Source organism: Lysobacter claricitrinus (genome assembly GCF_045866565.1).
Classification (GTDB): Bacteria; Pseudomonadota; Gammaproteobacteria; order Xanthomonadales; family Xanthomonadaceae; genus Cognatilysobacter; species Cognatilysobacter claricitrinus.
In genome coordinates this window covers 1,191,148-1,208,617 of the sequence record NZ_BAAFZV010000002.1, presented here as the reverse complement: position 1 = coordinate 1,208,617, position 17,470 = coordinate 1,191,148, and the positions used below count along the sequence as shown (strand labels likewise).

At 69.7% G+C, this 17,470-nt stretch carries 13 protein-coding genes and 1 tRNA gene; 4 read left to right on the top strand and 10 right to left on the bottom strand.

Annotated features, from left to right (window positions below; all coding sequences use genetic code 11):
• The first annotated feature begins 66 nt into the window (after positions 1-66).
• The 3 genes from ACKTTN_RS10405 to ACKTTN_RS10395 all read left to right on the top strand — a co-directional run bounded on the left by ACKTTN_RS10405 (position 67) and on the right by ACKTTN_RS10395 (position 1,702).
• Positions 67-336: a hypothetical protein gene (locus ACKTTN_RS10405; RefSeq protein ID WP_407909770.1), complete on the top strand. Its 270-nt coding sequence runs from the start codon at positions 67-69 to the stop codon at positions 334-336.
• Between the two features lie 60 nt (positions 337-396).
• Positions 397-473, top strand: a tRNA-Pro gene (locus tag ACKTTN_RS10400).
• A 176-nt stretch (positions 474-649) separates the two neighbouring features.
• Positions 650-1,702: a TraB/GumN family protein gene (locus tag ACKTTN_RS10395; protein WP_407909769.1), complete on the top strand. Its 1,053-nt coding sequence runs from the start codon at positions 650-652 to the stop codon at positions 1,700-1,702.
• A gap of 1 nt (position 1,703) precedes the next feature.
• Here the strand turns inward: ACKTTN_RS10395 and dxs are convergent, their stop codons facing one another.
• The 10 genes from dxs to ACKTTN_RS10345 form a co-directional block, all read right to left on the bottom strand.
• The gene (gene dxs, locus ACKTTN_RS10390; protein ID WP_407909768.1) at positions 1,704-3,605 is read right to left on the bottom strand and encodes a 1-deoxy-D-xylulose-5-phosphate synthase; all 1,902 of its coding nucleotides are present in this window, start codon (positions 3,603-3,605) and stop codon (positions 1,704-1,706) included.
• A 93-nt stretch (positions 3,606-3,698) separates the two neighbouring features.
• On the bottom strand, positions 3,699-4,910 hold the full coding sequence (locus tag ACKTTN_RS10385; RefSeq protein WP_407909767.1) for a hypothetical protein: 1,212 nt from the start codon (positions 4,908-4,910) through the stop codon (positions 3,699-3,701).
• A 123-nt stretch (positions 4,911-5,033) separates the two neighbouring features.
• Entirely contained in the window at positions 5,034-5,693 is a 660-nt protein-coding gene (locus ACKTTN_RS10380; RefSeq protein ID WP_407909766.1) for an HNH endonuclease, read from the bottom strand.
• Positions 5,694-5,767: 74 nt separating this feature from the next.
• Positions 5,768-7,564 (bottom strand): acyl-CoA dehydrogenase C-terminal domain-containing protein, encoded by a 1,797-nt coding sequence (locus ACKTTN_RS10375; protein ID WP_407909765.1) that lies wholly within the window; start codon positions 7,562-7,564, stop codon positions 5,768-5,770.
• 10 nt (positions 7,565-7,574) lie between these two features.
• Positions 7,575-8,057, bottom strand: a complete 483-nt coding sequence (locus ACKTTN_RS10370) for an NDR1/HIN1-like protein (RefSeq protein ID WP_407909764.1) — start codon at positions 8,055-8,057, stop codon at positions 7,575-7,577.
• Between the two features lie 68 nt (positions 8,058-8,125).
• Entirely contained in the window at positions 8,126-8,767 is a 642-nt protein-coding gene (locus ACKTTN_RS10365) for a response regulator (RefSeq protein WP_407909763.1), read from the bottom strand.
• 57 nt (positions 8,768-8,824) lie between these two features.
• Positions 8,825-9,526 (bottom strand): sensor histidine kinase, encoded by a 702-nt coding sequence (locus ACKTTN_RS10360; RefSeq protein WP_407909762.1) that lies wholly within the window; start codon positions 9,524-9,526, stop codon positions 8,825-8,827.
• The gene (locus ACKTTN_RS10355; protein WP_407909761.1) at positions 9,523-12,795 is read right to left on the bottom strand and encodes a protein kinase domain-containing protein; all 3,273 of its coding nucleotides are present in this window, start codon (positions 12,793-12,795) and stop codon (positions 9,523-9,525) included. The genes ACKTTN_RS10360 and ACKTTN_RS10355 overlap by 4 nt, the downstream gene beginning before the upstream one ends.
• Positions 12,792-13,697, bottom strand: coding sequence for an FHA domain-containing protein (locus ACKTTN_RS10350; protein WP_407909760.1), 906 nt, complete (start codon positions 13,695-13,697; stop codon positions 12,792-12,794). Before ACKTTN_RS10350 ends, ACKTTN_RS10355 begins: the two co-directional genes overlap by 4 nt.
• 145 nt (positions 13,698-13,842) lie before the next feature.
• Positions 13,843-14,670 (bottom strand): DUF6689 family protein, encoded by an 828-nt coding sequence (locus ACKTTN_RS10345; protein ID WP_407909759.1) that lies wholly within the window; start codon positions 14,668-14,670, stop codon positions 13,843-13,845.
• A gap of 235 nt (positions 14,671-14,905) precedes the next feature.
• Here ACKTTN_RS10345 and ACKTTN_RS10340 point away from each other — a divergent pair, with 235 nt between their 5' ends.
• Positions 14,906-17,404: a S8 family serine peptidase gene (locus tag ACKTTN_RS10340; RefSeq protein WP_407909758.1), complete on the top strand. Its 2,499-nt coding sequence runs from the start codon at positions 14,906-14,908 to the stop codon at positions 17,402-17,404.
• The last annotated feature ends 66 nt before the right edge of the window (positions 17,405-17,470 follow it).

Genomic DNA, 17,470 nt, shown 5'->3' with positions numbered 1-17,470 from the left:
GCGTCGCTGCCGACGCAGGGTCGGGCGTAGCATCGGGCGACCAAAGGTCGATTCGCGGAGGTTCCGATGCATCCGATGCACTGTCCGCACTGCGGCGCGGTGGCGATGAGCCACCTCGACAAGGCGTCGCTCGGTCCGATGGCGTCGCGTGGATGCCAGTCGTGCGGGCAATCGCTGTCCGTGCGCTGGTCGTCGGTGATCGCGCTGATGCCGGCGTTGTTCGCCATTCCGTTCGCCGTCGAAATGTGGCCGTCGAATGCGGCGATGCTGCTCGCGGCGATCGGCGTGGGCGCGTCGCTGGCGTTGCACGCCCGCGTACCGCTGGTGGCCCGCTGACCGTCCGCTCCGGTCGCCGGTCGCGTTATACTTCGCGCCCGCTTCGGCGGACCGGCTTTCCGGGGTATAGCGCAGCCTGGTAGCGCACCAGTCTGGGGGACTGGTGGTCGTCGGTTCGAATCCGGCTACCCCGACCAATTCGATGCATCGCGACGCCCGGCCAACGCCGGGCGTCGTCGTTTGCGGCGCATGCCGTCGGTCACGGCGACGTCCGGCCCCCGTCGCGATCGCTGCCGCACGAACACACTGGGTGGAACTTCCGTCGCGATGGCCGAGTCAGAGCCGCGACGTCTCTCCAGGGATCCGGAAATTCATGCGCACGCGACTGTCGTTGTTCGTCATCGCCGCCTCGCTAGCGTTCGATGCATCGGCCCAGCAACCCGTACCGGTCGCGCCGCCGGCCGCCGAACAGGGGCGCGTTCTCGACACGGCGGTCGTGCGCGCGCCCGGCCCCGGCATGTGGAAGGTGCGTCGCGGCGAGAACACGCTGTGGATCCTCGGCACCGTGTCGGCACTGCCGGCCGGAATGGTGTGGAACGCCGCGCCGATGCGCAGGGTGGTGGCGTCGGCCGACGAAGTGATCTCCGAACCCAGCGTGATGGTCGATGCCGACATCGGCTTCTTCGGCAAGCTCGCGTTGTTGCCGTCGCTGATCGGCGTGCGTTCGCTGCCTGACGACAAGACGCTGCGTGACGTTGTGCCGGCCGCCCAGTACGCGCGTTGGACGGTGTTGAAGCAGCGACACCTGGGGCGGAACGATTCGATCGAACGCTGGCGCCCGATCTTTGCGGCCGCCGAGCTTTACGACAAGGCGATTCAGCGGCACGGCCTGACGGGGCGCGACGTCGTGCGCGGCGCGGTTGCCGACGCGGTGAAGGCGCGCGGGCTCAAGCCGGTGGCGCCCGTCGCCAAGGTGAAGGTCGCGAATCCGAAGAAGGTGTTGCAGGAATTCAAGGCCGCGGATTTCGCGGACGTCGAGTGCTTCACCAAGACGCTCGATCGTGTCGAGCGCGACCTGCCGGCGTTGTCGGCGCGTGCGGATGCATGGGCGCGCGGCGACGTGCCGGCATTGGGCACGCTGCCGAACCCGGACCTCGGCGACGTCTGCGAGCGCGCGATGCTCGGCGGCCAGTTCGCGGCGAAGTACGGCATCGACACGCTGGAATCGCAGGCGCGCGCGAAGTGGATCGCCGAGGCCGAGTCGAGCCTCGCGCGCAATCGAACGACGTTCGCCACGCTGCCGATGAACGACGTGTTGCAGCCGGGCGGGCTGGTGGCCGCGCTCGCGGCGAAGGGTTATGTCGTCGAAGCGCCTGACGCGCCGACGGCGTCCGTCGAAACGACTCCGCCCGCAGCGGCGCGCTGAATCAGACGGCCGCGGCGCGCGGCGGCGAACGCAGCGCAGGCCAGCGATGCAGAACCGCATCGCGGATGCCGGCGACATCGAGCCCGGCTTCGGCGAGCAACTGCTCGCGGCTCGCGTGGTGCTGGAATTCGTCGGGCAGGCCGAGGTGCAACACGGGCATCGAGATCCCTTCGGCCGCAAGCAGTTCGGCCACGCCCGAACCCGCGCCGCCGGCGACGACGTTGTCCTCGAGCGTGACGAAGCCTTCGTGCGTGCGCGCGAGTTCGAGGATGAGTTCGCGATCGAGGGGCTTCACGAAGCGCATGTTCGCGACGGTCAGGCCGAGCTCGGCGGCGACGGTTTCCGCAGCCGGCACGATGGCGCCGAACGCGAGCAGCGCGACGCCGTTGCCGCGACGACGCAATTCACCGCGACCGATCGGCAACGTGTCGAGCGTCGGTTCGATCGCGACGCCCGGACCGGTGCCGCGTGGATAACGAACCGCGGCCGGGCCGTCGACGTAGTGGCCGGTCGACAGCATCTTGCGGCACTCGTTCTCGTCGGCCGGCGCCATGACGACCATGTTCGGCACGCAGCGCAGGTACGAGAGATCGAGGTTGCCCGCGTGCGTCGCACCGTCCGGGCCGACCACGCCGCCCCGATCGATCGCGAACAGCACGTCGAGGTTCTGGATCGCGACGTCGTGCACGAGCTGGTCGTAGCCGCGCTGCAGGAACGTCGAATAGATCGCGCACACCGGCTTCGCGCCTTCGCAGGCCATGCCCGCGGCGAGCGTCACCGCGTGCTGTTCGGCGATGGCGACGTCGAAATAACGCTCGGGGTATTCCTTGCTGAACCGCACCAGGCCCGAGCCTTCGCGCATCGCGGGCGTGATGCCCATGACGCGCGGATCGGCGGCGGCGATGTCGCACAGCCAGTCGCCGAACACGTCGGTGTACGTCGGCTTCTTGACGCCGGTCTTGGCGACCATGCCCTTGGCCGGATCGAACGGCGAGACAGCGTGGTAGCCGATCTGGTCGCCTTCGGCGAGCTCGTAGCCCTTGCCCTTGGTCGTGATGATGTGCAGCAGCTGCGGGCCCTTGAGGCCCTTCAGCGTCTTCAACGTGGCGACCAGCGCATCGATGTCGTGGCCGTCGATCGGGCCGGTGTAGTGGAAGCCGAGTTCCTCGAACAGCGTGGACGGCACGAACATGCCCTTCCAGTGTTCTTCCCAGCGGCGCACGAAGCGCGCGGGGCCCTTGTTCTTGTCGCCGAGCAGCTTCTTGCCGCCTTCGCGGAGCGCGTTGAGTGCGCGGTTGCCGCTGAGGCGACCGAGCATCTTCGTCAGCCCGCCGACGTTCTCGCTGATCGACATCTGGTTGTCGTTGAGGATCACCAGCAGGTTCGGCTCGGGCTCCATGCCGCCCGCGTGCATCAGCGCTTCGAACGCCATGCCGGCGGTCATCGCGCCGTCGCCGATCACGGCGACCACCTTGCGGTCATCGCCCATGCGCTGCAGCGCGATCGCCATGCCGAGCGCGGCGGAGATCGACGTCGACGAATGGCCGACGCCGAACGTGTCGTATTCGGATTCCTCGCGCTTCGGGAACGGCGCGACGCCGTCCTTCTGCTTGACCGTGGCGATGGTGTCGCGGCGACCGGTCAGGATCTTGTGCGGGTAGGTCTGGTGGCCGACGTCCCAGACCAGGCGATCGGTCGGCGTGTCGAACAACCAGTGCAGCGCGACGGTGAGTTCGATGACGCCGAGGCCGGCGCCGAAGTGGCCGCCGACCAGCGCGACCTGCTCGATGAGGTAGGCACGCAGCTCGTCCGCGATGTCCCGGAGCTCGGCCTCGTCGAATTGCCGGAGGTCGGCGGGCGTGGCGATGCGGGAAAGGCGCGGATAGCGCTGCGGATCGATCATGGAAGCGGCCGGAAAAGCGAACTGCGCATTGTCCCGCCGCAGGCCGGGCAGCGGCAAGGCGTGGCGCCTGCCGCTGGTGGGCATACCGTCAGATCAGCGGCCGCGCAGGCGTCCGAACAGGCCGCCGCGTGCGCCGGCGTCGGGTTCCGGCTCGGGTTCGCGGAAGGGCTCGGCGAAGCCGGTGGCGAGCGAGGCGTTGATGAAGTCGGCGACGTCCGCTGCCGGCACGCTGCTGGCCTCGGCGATTTCCGTCACCGTGGCCGGGCCCTTCATCATCGCAGTGGCGATGCGGAAGTGCTTCGGGAACTCGCGCTCGGTCTGCGGCCACTTGGTCAGGCTGAAGCGGTCGGCCGGGTCGTAACCCGGGGCGATGCGGCCTTCGCCCGCCAGCAGTGCCCCGTACCAGATCAGGCGCGCGATCGGCTGCGGCGCGCCGAGCGCGGTGGTCTGCGCGTTCCAGACGTCCGGCGACACGGTTTCGAAGTCGGCAAGCGCGGCGTCACGCGTGAACAGCGGCGTGACCGGCTTGAGCGCGGACGGGCCGAAGTACTGGCGCTGGTCGGTGTCGAGCAGCACCGCGGAGCTGCTGTCGGCGAAGCGGACGCGGCCGCGTAGGCGACCGGACGCCAGCCATTCGGCGAGCGAGCGCGGCTCGGCGCTGCGCGTCGCGACCGGCGGGGCGGGGGCGGGCGCCGGCGCCGCCGCCGCGGGCGCAGGTGCGACCGGCTCGATGCTCGGGGCGGGCGGCATCACCTGGGCGACCGCCACGCTCGGTGGTTCGTTCGCGGGCGCGGCGGGCTCGGTGATCGCGACGGGATTCGCAGGCAGCTCGGCCGCGGGGGACGGAGCGGGGCGCTCCTCGGGCAGCTGGTCGGCCTGCTGCGGCGACGGCGTCATGCCGGACGGCTTGGCGGCGACGTGCTCCACCGCGGCGGGGGCGGCCGGCGTCGGAGCCGGCGCGGCGACTGCCGGAGCCGTGGCCACGGCCTCGACACCATTGGCGACGCGGATATCGCGAAGAAGATCGGTCAGCGCATTGGCGTCGACCGGCCGGCCGAGGCGATACGGCGCCTGCGTACGCGGCGACGCGGTGAGCCCGACGACCTGCTTGCCGGCGTTGTGCAGGCGCAGCCAGCTCATCGGCCCGTACATGCTGTCCATGTCGACGACGACGTAATCCGCGTGCGTGTCCGGCACCAGCTGCCAGCCACCGCCCGAAGCCGGAAGCGCCTGTTCGAAGGCGCGGCGCAGCTCGCTTTCGGTGGAAGCGTCCATGCCGGTAAAGCCGAGGGTCAATGCCGCCATACGTCTCTGCCTGATATTTGGGACGAGTGTTGCGAAAGGGTCAGGCGGCGTCAACGCGAATGACGCGCATGCGTCGACATACGACACATGCGTGTCGTCGAATCGTGAACGGGGGCGCACTCCTCAGACGGCGACGCGGCGCGCGCGGCGCGGCAACTGCGCCTTCAGGAATTCCATCTGGTCCGCGAGGATGTGACGGTTGGAGAGGATCAGGTGTTCGATCCAGCTGGGGCGGTACGGCACCGCGAGCAACGGCATCGACGCCTGCTGCGGGGTGCGGTTGCGCTTGTGCGAGTTGCATGGGAAGCACGCGGCGACGACGTTCTCCCACGTGTCGCGACCACCCTTCGACAACGGCATGACATGGTCGCGCGTGAGCTTGCTGCGCGGGAACGACTCGCCGCAGTACAGGCAGAGATGCGCGTCGCGGGCGAACAGTGCGGTGTTCGTCAGCGCGGGTGTGGGGTTGAGCGCGTGCGCGCGTGCGCGGCCACGCGTCGCGACGATCGGATGCAATTCGATGATGCTGCGTTCGCCGGTGTCGCGCGCGTGGCCACCGTGTACGCGCAGGCAGGGCTCGCCCAGTGTCCAGGCCACTGCGCCGCGTGCATAGAGACAGGTGGCTTCGTGCCAGTGCAGCCAGTCGAGTACGTGGCCGTGGGCATCCAGGGACAGAAGACGTACGCCGTCGAGGGGAAATCCGCCGGGTGGCGGCGACAGCGGTTCCGCGGACCAGATCGGATCCTGGTCGATGAGTCGCAACCTTGCGTGATGGTGCGCCATGGCCCGAGCTTATAACGAGCCGGTGACGAAAGGGCGTCGCCGGCTCACATCGTGTCGGATGGCCGCCGGCCGGTTCAGCGTCCGGCGTCGAAAGCGTCCGCGTCGAGGTCCATCAGCGAGCCCGAACCGCTGCGGATCGCGGCGGAATGGGTGAGCGTGCGTGGCAGGATCCGGTCGAAATAGAAGCGCGCGGCGGCGCGCTTGCCGTCGGCGAACGCCGGGGTGACCGACGCGCCGTCGAGCGCCGCGACGCTGCGCGCCCACCAGTAAGCGAGCACGACGTAGCCGGAGAACATCAGGTAGTCGTAGGCCGCGGCGCCGAGCTCGTCCGCGTTTTCGCCACTTCGCTGCGCGACGGCGACGCTCATGTGCTGCCATTGCGTGGCGAGGTCGCCGAGCACCGTGCAGTAGCCGCCGATCTCGGCGTCGCCGGCACGCGCTTCGGCGAACGTGCGGATGCGCCCGAGCATCGCCTTCAGCCCCGCGCCCTTGAGCTGCATGACCTTGCGACCGAGCAGGTCCAGCGCCTGGATGCCGGTGGTGCCTTCGTACAGCGTGGTGATGCGTGCATCGCGCGCGAGCTGCTCCATGCCGTGTTCGTGGATGTAGCCGTGCCCGCCGAAGCATTGCAGTGCGTCGTAGGTGACCTCGACGCTCCATTCGGTCAGGCAGGCCTTGACGATCGGCGTCAGGAACCCGACCAGCGCATCGGCTTCGGCGCGTTCCTCGTCGGTGCCGCCATGCGATGCGATGTCGAACTGCAACGCGGCGTCGTAGGCCATCGCGCGACCGCCTTCGACCAGCGCCTTGCAGGTGAGCAGCATGCGGCGCACGTCGGGGTGGACGATGATCGGGTCGGCCGACTTGTCGGGGAACTTCGCGCCGGTCGCCGCACGCATCTGCAGGCGATCCTTCGAATAGACGAACGCGTTCTGGAACGCGCGGTCCGCCAGGCCAAGACCCTGCAGGCCGACGGCGAGCCGAGCGGTGTTCATCATCACGAACATCGCCATCAGGCCCTTGTGCGGCTCACCGACGAGATAGCCTTCGGCGCCGTCGAAGTTCATCACGCACGTCGCCGAACCGTGGATGCCCATCTTGTGTTCCAGGCTGCCGCAGCGAAGCGTGTTGCGCTCGCCGATCGAGCCGTCCTGCGCAACGCGGAACTTCGGCACGACAAACAGCGAAATGCCGCGGCTCCCCGCCGGCGCGTCCGGCAACTTGGCCAGCACGAGATGGACGATGTTGTCCGTCATGTCGTGCTCGCCGGCGGTGATGAAGATCTTGGTGCCGGAGATGGAATACGTGTCGTCGCCGCGCGGCTCGGCGCGCGTGCGCAGCAGGCCGAGGTCGCTGCCGCAGTGGGGTTCGGTCAGGCACATCGTGCCGGTCCAGCGCCCGTCGACGAGCGGCTTGAGGAATACGTCGCGCTGCCACGGCGTGCCATACACCGACAACGCTTCCACCGCGCCGTTCGACAGCAGCGGGAAGTTGCCCCATGCGAGGTTCGCGGCGTCGACCATTTCCTTGATCGGGAAGCCGACGAGGTGCGGCAGGCCCTGGCCACCGTGCTCGGTCGCGGTGACGAGGCCGGTCCAGCCACCGTCGACGTACTGCGCGTACGCCTCCTTGAAGCCGGGCGGCGTGCGGACGTCACCCGTCGACGTGTCGAGCGTGCAACCGACCTCGTCGCCCACGCGGTTCAGCGGGGCGAGCACCTGCGACGCGAAGCGCGCGCCTTCGTCGAGCACGGCCTCGATGATGTCGCGCGTGGCGTCGGTGTAGCCGAGGTGTGCGAACGCCTGCTCGCTACGGAGCAGGTCGAACAACACGAAGCGCATGTCGGTGAGCGGAGCGTCGTAACGGCTCATGGCGGTGACCTCAGCGCAGCACGCCGGGCAGGCCCGGCGCGGGGTTCAGCGTGCTGCGATGGCGCACGTCGAACGTCTGTTGCGACTTCTTTTCTGGCGTGGCCGCGATCTGGCCCTCGAGCTTGTAGTCGACACTGCGACCACCTGCGAGCGCGTCGGCGATCGCGAGCTTCGCCGCGGTGGACGGTTGCAGGCGCACGTCAATCACGTCGGCGGATTCGGGGCCGATATCGAGCGCGGGCGTCGCAACGAGATCGCCTGCGGCCTGCTCGGCGGCGGTGAGCGCGAGATGCACGTTGTCGAAGCGCATCGGGATCGAGCTGTAGTTCTGCAGGCGCAGCTGGATGTTCCAACCGCCGTCGGCGCGCACGGTGAGCTGCTGGATCTGGGCGGTCGGTTCGGACACGCGGCGGACCGGGCCGCCCGCGCAGGCGGCGAGCATCGCGAAGGTTGCCGCGGCGACGGCGAGTCGGAACAGAGGGGCAGGGCGCATCGAGCGGCTCCAGTCGGAATCGCGTCGAGCATACCGCCCCGCACGGACGCTGCGGAGCGGGGCGGGCATCAGTCGAGCAGACCCTTGCGCAGCGCGTAGCGCACCAGCTCGGCGGTGTTGCGCACGCCGACCTTGTCGAGAACGCGGGCGCGGTGGTTTTCCGCGGTCTTCGCGCTGATGTCGAGTTTGCGCGCGACTTCCTTGGTGGTGTGACCCTCGGCGATCAGGTGGAACACCTCGCGCTCGCGCGCCGTGAGCCGGCCGTAGGGATCGTCGAGCGTGCGCTCCGGGTGCTGTAGCTGCTGCGCCAGCGTGCGCGCGGCCTGCGGACCGAAATGGCCGCGCCCGGCGTGCAGGTTGCGCACCGCCGCAAGCAACTCGGACGCCGCGCTGTCCTTGACCAGATAGCCCGATGCACCCGCACGCACGGCCTGCAGCACGTACTCGTCTTCCTGATGCATCGTGAGCACGAGCACGCGTGTCTGCGGCAGCGCCTCGCGCAGGCGCCGCACGACCTCGATACCACCGAGGCCCGGCATCGAGAGGTCGGCGATCACGATGTCCGGCCGCACAGCGTTGGCCTTTTCCAGCGTTTCGATGCCGTCCGCCGCCTGCGCGATGACCTGCACGTCGCCGTCCGCCTGCAGCAGGCCGACCAGGCTTTCGCGCACCAGCGTGTGGTCGTCGGCGATGAGGATGCGGATCGGCATTCGCGAACCGTGCGGGTCGAGCGGCCGTGGCGTCAAGCCGGGACGGCCCCGACCGCGTCAGGCTGCGTCGAGCGGCACGACAGCGCGCAGGCGGGTGCCATTGCCGGGCGCGGAGTGCACGTCGAGCGTGCCCTGGAACAGTCGCAGGCGTTCGCGCATGCCGGACAGCCCGCTGCCCGATGCGCGTTCGCCCGGATCGAAGCCTATCCCGTCGTCGACCACCTGCAACTGCATGCGCCGGTCGCGTTCCACCAGCCGCACCAGGACGCTGCGCGCCTGCGCATGCTTGGCGATGTTGTTGAGCGCTTCCTGCGCGACGCGGAACAGCAATGTCTCGCGTTCGCCGTCGAGCGCCGGCAGCGGTTCGACTTCCACCGCGATCGCGATGCGCGCGGCCTCGCCGATACTTCGGCCGAGCCAGCGCAGCGCGGGTTCGAGGCCGAGGTCGTCGAGGATGGTCGGACGCAGCAGGCGCGAAAGTTCGCGCGTGTCCTCCAGCGTGTCGGCGCAGAGCGCGACCGCAGCGTCGAGGGCGTCGCGCATCGGTGTCGCGTCGTCGAGCCCGTCCCGCAGTTGCGCGAGCCGATGCTTGAGCGCGGTGAGGTTCTGGCCGACGCCGTCGTGCAGCTCCCGGGCGAGCCGGCGACGCTCGTCCTCCTGCACGCGCAGGACGGAGCGGCCGAGACGACGGAATTCGCGCTCGTTCGCTTCGAGGCGCTCGAGCAACTGCGCGTAGCGATCGGGGGACGGGTCGTTCATGGCGCGGGTGTTTTCGACGCGGTGGTGGCGACCGCGTGGGGACGCGCGGCGTTGAACCGTTCGGTCGCGGCGCGCGCGGCCGTTTCGGCTTCCGTTGCGGCGGCGGTGTCACCGAGTGCGCGCTGTGCTGACGCGGCCTGCGTGTGGATCGATGCGATGGTGCGGCTTGATGCGTCGCGCAGCGATGGCGCGGCGTCGCGATACAGGCGCAGTGCGGTCGACGCGTCACCGTGTGCGAGCGCGGCGCGCATCGCGAGGTCGGTCCAGTCCAGGCGCAGCCCGGCGTTGCCGAGCGCCGCCGTCGGCGCGTCAAAGGGCGCAGGGTCGCGAAGCGTAAGTCGCGCCTGCAGCAGGTCGAGGTCGAGCTGGAGTGCGCGCACGCCCGACGCGACGGCGAGCGGTTGCGCCTTCTTCAGCGCCGCGAGCGCTGCGCGCGTATCGCCACGCGCGTTCGCGAGTTGTGCGTCGAGCCGGCCGGCGATCGCACGTTGCTCGGTCGACGCCTGGGCCAGATCGGCGCGCAGGCCGGCCAGCGTGCGGGCGGCGCCGTCCAGATCGTTGGCATCGATGCGCGCCTCGGCATCGAGCAGCCGCACGTCCACGCTTCCGCGCAGGTCATCGCGTTCCTGGAACAACGCGAGCGCGGCGGAGGCGTTGCGCACCGCGGATACGGTGTCGCCGCGTGCGATCGCCAGCTCGGCGAGGTTGCGATAGGCGACGGCGGCTTCCTCGGCCATCTGCCGGCGGCGCGCCTGCGACAGCGCGTCCGCCTGCGCCTGTTGTGCATCCGCCCAGCGTCCGCGCGCGGCGAGCAGCAAGCCGAGGTTCTGTCGCGTACGGATGACCCCGGTTTCGTCGCCGAGCTGCCGGTAGGCATCGGCGGCGCGTTGCCAGTAGGTCTGCGCATCGTCGTACGCGCCGAGCTGGTACTGCGCGAAGCCGATGTCGTTGAGCGCCTGCGCGACGCCGTGTGGATCGCCGGCGCGTTCGAACCCCTGCAGCGCGAGGCGGAACGCATCGAGCGACGCCGCATAGTGCCCGCGTTCTTCCTCCAGCAGGCCGCGCTCGTTGTCGACGGCGGCGAGTCCGGCGCGATCGTTGAGTTCGATGTTGATGCGGCGCGCTTCGTCGAGCGCGGCGGCCGCGGCGTCGAACGCGCCGCGTTGGCTCAACAGGTTGGCGAGGTTGCGCTGGCTGGTCGCGACGCCGCGACGATTGCCGACCGCGCGCCGCAGTTCGACCGCGTGTCGATATTGTTCTTCCGCGTCGGCGGTCTGGCCGAGGCGTCCGTAGGCCACGCCTAGCGCGTTCACCGTTTCGGCCACGCCATAGGCATTGCGACCACGCTTGAACAGCACCAGTGCGCGGACGAGGTAATCGTCGACGGCGGGGCGCGCGTCGCCTTTGAGGATGGAGAACTTGCCGAGCTCGAACCATGCGCGCGCGTCCTGCGCATCGCGCTCGGTCAGTTTCTGCAATGTCGCGACCGCGTCGTCGAACTCGCCAGCGGCGCCGGACGCGCGCGCGAGCTGCAGTTGCGCGAATGTGTCGGATGGTGATTGCGTGGCCAGTGTCTTCCACGTTCGCGCGGCGATGGCCGGCTCGCCCTCGAGCATCGCGCGCATGGCGGCCAGTCGCGCCGTCGATTGTTTAGCGGGCGGCGTCGATGCACGCTGCGCGCCGTCGATCGCGGACAACGCGACCTCGTCTTCGCCCACGGCCTGCGCGACCTCGGCCAGCGCGATGAACGCCGCCGGGTCGGCGCGATCGAGCGTGGTCGCCTGTCGCAAAGCGGCCAGCGCGGCGTCGTAACGACCGGCGCGTCGCGCGATCTCGCCTGAGCCTTCGAGCGCGAGCACGTTCGGCGCCGGCAGGTGCAGCGACGGCGCGACGGTCAACCCGAGCGACGACATGGCCTGCGGCGTCCGCAGCCACGCGGCCAGCGCGTCGCCCGGCGTTGCGGCGCGCGGGCCATCGATGCGCGTGTTCTCCCCGCCGTCCTGCTCGCCTGTCACGTGCCAAGCGTTCGCGACCGATGCGAGTTCCAGCCGAACGACGCGGCTCGCGGCGCCGGCGCGACGCATGGCGTCGAGCGTCGGGCGGCCGGTGGCGTCGAGCTGGCCGAGCGCCTGCAGCATGCGATCGGTGTCCACGCGCGCGAGTCCGGGCGCATCCGACAACGCGGCACGCAACTGCACGTCGAGACCGACGCGTTCGGCTTCGGCTACGCCGTCGCCTTCGAGCGGCATCAGCAGCACGCGTTCCAGGGGACGCGAGGGCGCAGGCGCCACGGCATCGACGGGCGTGCGATGCGTCCACCAGAACGCGCCTCCGGCAATGACCAGCGACGCAATTGCCACAGCGCCCAACAAGCGCCGGCCGCGCACCGGATCGCGCGGCACTTCGCGTCGATCGATCGCCTGCACCACGGACGCCGCATCGGGCAGGCGATGCGCGGGTTGCGGCCGCAGCAGGCGTTCCACCAGGCGCGCGATCCACGTCGGCACTTCGGGGCGCGTCGCGGTCACCAGCGGCGGCGTGCGCACGAGGCGTTGCGCGAGCGCTTCTGCGGATGTCGCCGAGGCGAACGCGCGTTCGCCGGTGAGCATCTCGTGCAGGATCAGGCCAAGTGCGTAGAGGTCGCTGCGCGGCCCGATCGGATCGCCGCGCGCCTGTTCGGGCGACAGGTAATCCGGCGTGCCGACGATGCTCGACGTCGCGCTGCGCGTGCTGGTGGCGATCGAACGCGCGACGCCGAAGTCGGTGATCGACGCGCTGCCGTCGTCGGCGACCAGCACGTTCGCCGGCTTGAGGTCGCGATGCACGACCTCGCGGGCGTGCGCGGCCTGCAGCCCCGACGCGACGTCGCGCGCGATGCGCAGTGCGGTATCGACCGGCAGCGGGCCGCGATCGATGATGCGATCGAGCGGTTCGCCGTCGATCAGGTCCATGCTGATCAGCCAGCGGGTATCGCCGTTGCTGAATTCATGCCGCGCGATGTCGTGGATGCGCACGACGTGCGGGCTCGACACCTGCCTTGCGAGCAGCAATTCCTGCCGGAAGCGCTCGAACGCATCGGCGCGCTGCGCGATTTCCGGCCGCAGCAGTTTGATCGCGACCGGAACGCCCAGTGCTTCGTCCAGCGCGCGATAGACGACGCCCATGCCGCCGACGCCGACCAGCCCTTCGATGCGGAAACGCCCGGCGAGCAGCGTGCCGGGCGCGAGGTCCATCTGCGCGTAGATGCCGGTGGACGTCGCGTCGGTCATCGCGTGGGCGAGTGGCCGGCCAGCAGGTTCGCCCAGTCGCCGGGCGTGGGCGGGTCGACGCCGCCCTGCGCCTCGCCACGCGCCGCGATCCACAGCGCGCAGCGTTCGGCGAACGCCTGCAGCAGCTCGACATCGAGCGTGGTCAGCGGCGGACCCGCTTCGCGACGGTCGGCGTAGATCGCGCCGAGCGCGCGCGTGCCGTCGAGCAGGGGCAGGGCGATCAGCGTGCGCAGTCCGCCACGCACGACCGATTCCCGCGCGGACAGCCAGGCGTCGTGGCCGATGTCGTTCGACACGACGGGCGCGCGCGAGCGCAACGCCTGCGCGACCGCGCCGAGGCTGCCGGTGAATTCCGGGCCGGTGGCGAGCGAGGCGTCGAGCGCGATCGACGTCGCCACGCGATAGCGCCCGCCTCCCGCGATGAGCACGAAGCCGCGGGTGCACTGCGCGAGTTCAAGCACGCCGCGCAGGCTGTGTTCGAGCAGCGCGCTGGTCGTCGCCGCGCCATCGCGCGGTTGCGCCATCGCCTCGATGCGCGCTGTCAGCCGGGTGGCGTCGTTGCGGCGTTCCTGCCAGCGCCGCACCTGTTCCTCGGCCGCGCTGGTGTCGAGCACCGCGAACTCGCAGTGCACGTCGCCAAAGCGCAGCCAGCAGGCGCGGGCAAGCGCGGTGCGGGTGACGCGCGCGCCGTCGACGAAACTGCCGTTCTTGCTGCCGACATCGGTGAGATGCCAGGTGCCATCGGGTTCGGGGTCGAGTTCCGCATGCCGGCGCGACACCGATGCGTGCTGCAGCAACAGGTCGGCGTCGACCGCGCGACCGATGCGAAGACGGTCGCCCGGCGCGACGATGCGTGCGATTGCGGCGCCTTCGGGAACGTAGGCGATGAGACGGGCCTGCATCAGCGCATCTTAGGGCCAGTTCCCGCGTGGAAGATGCAACACGGCGCACCGTACGCATCGGTGCGGGGCCTGAACGCGAGAAGCCCCCGACAGGCGGGGGCTCCTTCTGATTCGCCGATGACGCGGGGCGCTGTCAGGCGATGCCTCAATGCCCGAAGTTGCGCAGGTAGGCGATCGAGAACTTCGCCGTGGCGACGCCGGCGAGCAGTTCGCCCGCGGTGTTGTCGCCACCGCCACCCGCCAGCCACGTATCCGGGATGGACGTGCCGGCGCGTGCATCGACGCGCGCAGCCAGTGCGTCGAGATCAGCGAGCGCATCGTCGTAACGGGCATCCGCCACAGCCTGCACGGCCGCGGCGCGCTGCGTTTCGAGCGGCGCGGCTTCGCTGGCCGGGAGCGTGGCGATGCGCGTGCGCAGGCGGTCGAGTTTTTCGTTGACCACGTCGCCAGTACGGCGCACGTCCGCCAGGATCAGGAACTGCGAGAACCCGCCCGTCGTGCCCCGCGCACGCACGCTGCCCTGTGCGACCTCCGTGGTGATGTCGCGGAATGCACCGCCGAGCGGCGCCTTGAACAGGCGGAAGCTGCTGCCGTAGGTGTAGGGCAGGGCGTGCGTGTGGATCTCGACCTTGACCGTGCGGTCGAACGACAGCCCGCCCGTCGCTGGTTCGACGGTCACCATGACCGGGAACGCGGAATCCAGCGACGCCAGCGTGCCCGGCAGCCGCGCCAGCAATTGCGGGTCGGTGAGCGGCACGGTCTGCGCGACGATGCCGAGGTTGGCAGCGGTCAGCGCGTGCGGTGAGTCGAACGTAAGCGTCATGTCCGCGACCGGTGCGGTCGGCGCGCCGATGACCACGGTGGCGACGTTGCCCTGTACGGCCACCTGCACCGGCAACGACTGCGCGGATGCGAACGGGGCGGCCAGCGCAAGCAGCGCGACGATGAACAGGCGGACGAGACCACTCGGCATGGCGGCTCCGGAACGTATTTGACCCCGATATCGCAGCGACGCTAGGACCGGCAAGGTGAAGCGGGCGTCGTCGCGGACGGGTCGACCATACCGCCCAGCGTGCCGCGGTGCGAGGCGGGAAAACCCCTGTCGCTCCGTGGGTGTTTACCCCTGCCTGCCGTGGAGGCATTGCCGGATGGGACGGCGCGCCGGCGGGTGGGACAACTGCAGCGTCGCCTGACCCTGGAGTTTCCCGATGCCTGCTCCGCGCTCCCTCTCCCTCCGCGTTTCCGCCCTCGCGTTCGGCCTGCTCGCCAGTGGCGTCGCGCTCGCCGATGCGCACCTCGACAACCAGCTCGTGCAGAAGCTGGCCGCCGCCGCGCCCACCGACCAGATCGGCGTCGTGGTCACGTACCGCCAGTCCGGCCCCGTCAACGCCACGCAGCTCGCGGAGCTGCAGGCGCTCGGCATCGAGAAGGGCCGCACGATGCGCACCCTGCCGATCGCCGGCGTCATCGCCACGCCGGCCGAGATCCGCGCGCTGGCCAAGGAAGGCGACATCGTCTCGATCGTCTACAACGCGCCGCTGCGCTATTTCGACGTCGAGGCGAACCAGATCTCCGGCGCTGCGCGCGCGATCTCCAACCCCGGTGACTTCAGTCGCGCCATTCCCTTCAGCGGCAAGGGCGTCGGCGTGATGATCAACGACTCCGGCATCGACGCCACGCACGACGACCTCAAGCTCGGCACGCACGTGGTGCAGAACGTGCTCGCCGCCCAGAACGTACTTGGCTCGCTCGCGTCCGACGTCGCCCCGGGCATCGTGCCGATGACGTACGCCGAGAACGTGCCCAACGCGGACATCGGCTCCGGCCACGGTACGCATTGCGCCGGCATCACCGGCGGCACCGGCGCGCGTTCGAACGGCCTGTATCGCGGCGTCGCGCCGGGCGCGTCGCTTGTCGGCTATGGCTCGGGTGCGGTGCTCTTCATCCTCGACGCGGTCGGCGGCCTCGACTACGCGGCGACCAACCAGTTCAGCTATCGCGACACCATTCGCGTCGTCAGCAACTCGTGGGGCAGCAGCGGCACGTTCGATCCGACCGATCCGGTCAGCGTCGCGACGTACGAGCTCTACAAGCGCGGCATCGTCAGCGTGTTCGCCGCAGGCAACGACGGCCCGGGCGAAGACACGCACAACCCGTATGCGCAGGCGCCATGGGTGATCTCGGTCGGCGCGAGCGAGAAGGATGGCGTGCTGACCGGCTTCTCGTCGCGCGGCAAGCGCGGTGAAACCGGCACGTTCACCATGCCCGACGGCAAGTCGTGGACCTACGTCAACGAGCCGACCATCGTCGCGCCGGGCGTCGACATCATTTCCGACCGCGACCTTGCCGGTGCGTTGCCGCCGCTGGAAGCGCAGCACGACCAGGAGACGCTGGATCCGCAGTACCTGCCGTTCTACACCCACATGAGCGGCACCTCGATGGCGACGCCGCACGTCGCCGGCATCGTCGCGTTGATGCTCGAAGCGAACCCGAACCTCACGCCCGCGCAGGTCAAGGACATCATCAAGCGGACCGCGACGAACATGACCGGCCGCCTCTCGTGGGAAGCCGGCGCAGGCCACATCAACGCGTACGCCGCGGTCGCCGAAGCCACCAACGTCCGCACCGGCTACGGCGCGACCGTCAACTCGCTGCGTACGTTCAACTCGAACGCGGTGCTGGCGAAGGGCGCGGATCCGAAGCCGTTCTCGCTGTTCTTCGCGCCGGTGGGCACGGTCGACACGATGGAGTTCGACGTCGGCCCTGAAGTCGCGTTCGTCAGCGCACGCGCCACCGTCGACAACACCGTCGCGCTGGTGCTGATCGATCCGGATGGCGTGCAGTACGGATCGTCGATCGCGCTGCCTGTCGAAAGCGACACCATCACCGCGGGTGCGCCCGGCAAGGCCGGCAAGTGGAAGCTGACCGTGCGCGGCATTGGCTCGGTGTCGGGCGTCGCGCTCGACCCGGCGAAGGCCACGAACGGGTATGCGGCGCCGGGTTACGTCGACGGCGAGGTCAGCTTCCTCAATTCGGGCGGCTACACCGGGCTCGACGACATCGCCAACCATCCGGCGCGCCAGGCGATCGAATTCGCCGTCGCAAATCGCCTCGCCGATGGCTACGCCGACAAGACGTTCCGCCCGGACGCCAACCTCAAGCGCATCGAACTCGCGCAGTACCTGTCGATGGGCCAGAACATCGGTCAGTCGCTGCCGTTCAACGGACGCTCGAGCTTCAGCGATCTCGGCACCGGTTCGTCGGGCTACGCGTTCGCCGAGGCGGCGATCGCACGCGGCGGTTCGCTGCGCGACCTCGCGCACAACCAGGATGGCGTGATGGGCACGGTCAACGGCGCCTTCCGTTCGAACGACGCCGTCACGCGTGTATCGCTCGCGTACTCGCTCGTGCAGAGCATGGCGTTGCAACCGCAGGCGCAGTCGTTCAGCGGCGACCTCACCGCGTTCTACGACGGCAAGCGGGTTCCCGTGGCGGACGCAGCGTCGATCCCGGCAGCCCTTCGCGGTTACGTGCAGCAGGCGCTCGACCTTGGCCTGATCAACGCACGCTTCGCCGTCGAGCAGGGGCCGTACGACCTGCAGCCGACGCTCAAGGCCTACTTCGATCCGAACAAGACGGTGACGCGCGCCGCGTTCGCCGTCGCCGCCGGCCGTTACCTGACTGCGTACCGTTCCGCGGAAGACTGAGCCCCACGCGTACCCCGTCGATACGCAACGCCCCGGGTTCTGCCCGGGGCGTTTTTTATTGCGAAC

What these genes read in the sequence shown, in the direction of transcription:
- ACKTTN_RS10365 (WP_407909763.1), bottom strand. Translation starts at nt 8,767, where the DNA reads ATGCCGATCCGCATCCTCATCGCCGACGACCACACGCTGGTGCGCGAA.
- ACKTTN_RS10375 (WP_407909765.1), bottom strand. Translation starts at nt 7,564, where the DNA reads ATGAGCCGTTACGACGCTCCGCTCACCGACATGCGCTTCGTGTTGTTC.
- ACKTTN_RS10360 (WP_407909762.1), bottom strand. Translation starts at nt 9,526, where the DNA reads ATGAACGACCCGTCCCCCGATCGCTACGCGCAGTTGCTCGAGCGCCTC.
- ACKTTN_RS10370 (WP_407909764.1), bottom strand. Translation starts at nt 8,057, where the DNA reads ATGCGCCCTGCCCCTCTGTTCCGACTCGCCGTCGCCGCGGCAACCTTC.
- ACKTTN_RS10350 (WP_407909760.1), bottom strand. Translation starts at nt 13,697, where the DNA reads ATGCAGGCCCGTCTCATCGCCTACGTTCCCGAAGGCGCCGCAATCGCA.
- ACKTTN_RS10405 (WP_407909770.1), top strand. Translation starts at nt 67, where the DNA reads ATGCATCCGATGCACTGTCCGCACTGCGGCGCGGTGGCGATGAGCCAC.
- ACKTTN_RS10355 (WP_407909761.1), bottom strand. Translation starts at nt 12,795, where the DNA reads ATGACCGACGCGACGTCCACCGGCATCTACGCGCAGATGGACCTCGCG.
- dxs (WP_407909768.1), bottom strand. Translation starts at nt 3,605, where the DNA reads ATGATCGATCCGCAGCGCTATCCGCGCCTTTCCCGCATCGCCACGCCC.
- ACKTTN_RS10380 (WP_407909766.1), bottom strand. Translation starts at nt 5,693, where the DNA reads ATGGCGCACCATCACGCAAGGTTGCGACTCATCGACCAGGATCCGATC.
- ACKTTN_RS10395 (WP_407909769.1), top strand. Translation starts at nt 650, where the DNA reads ATGCGCACGCGACTGTCGTTGTTCGTCATCGCCGCCTCGCTAGCGTTC.
- ACKTTN_RS10340 (WP_407909758.1), top strand. Translation starts at nt 14,906, where the DNA reads ATGCCTGCTCCGCGCTCCCTCTCCCTCCGCGTTTCCGCCCTCGCGTTC.
- ACKTTN_RS10385 (WP_407909767.1), bottom strand. Translation starts at nt 4,910, where the DNA reads ATGGCGGCATTGACCCTCGGCTTTACCGGCATGGACGCTTCCACCGAA.
- ACKTTN_RS10345 (WP_407909759.1), bottom strand. Translation starts at nt 14,670, where the DNA reads ATGCCGAGTGGTCTCGTCCGCCTGTTCATCGTCGCGCTGCTTGCGCTG.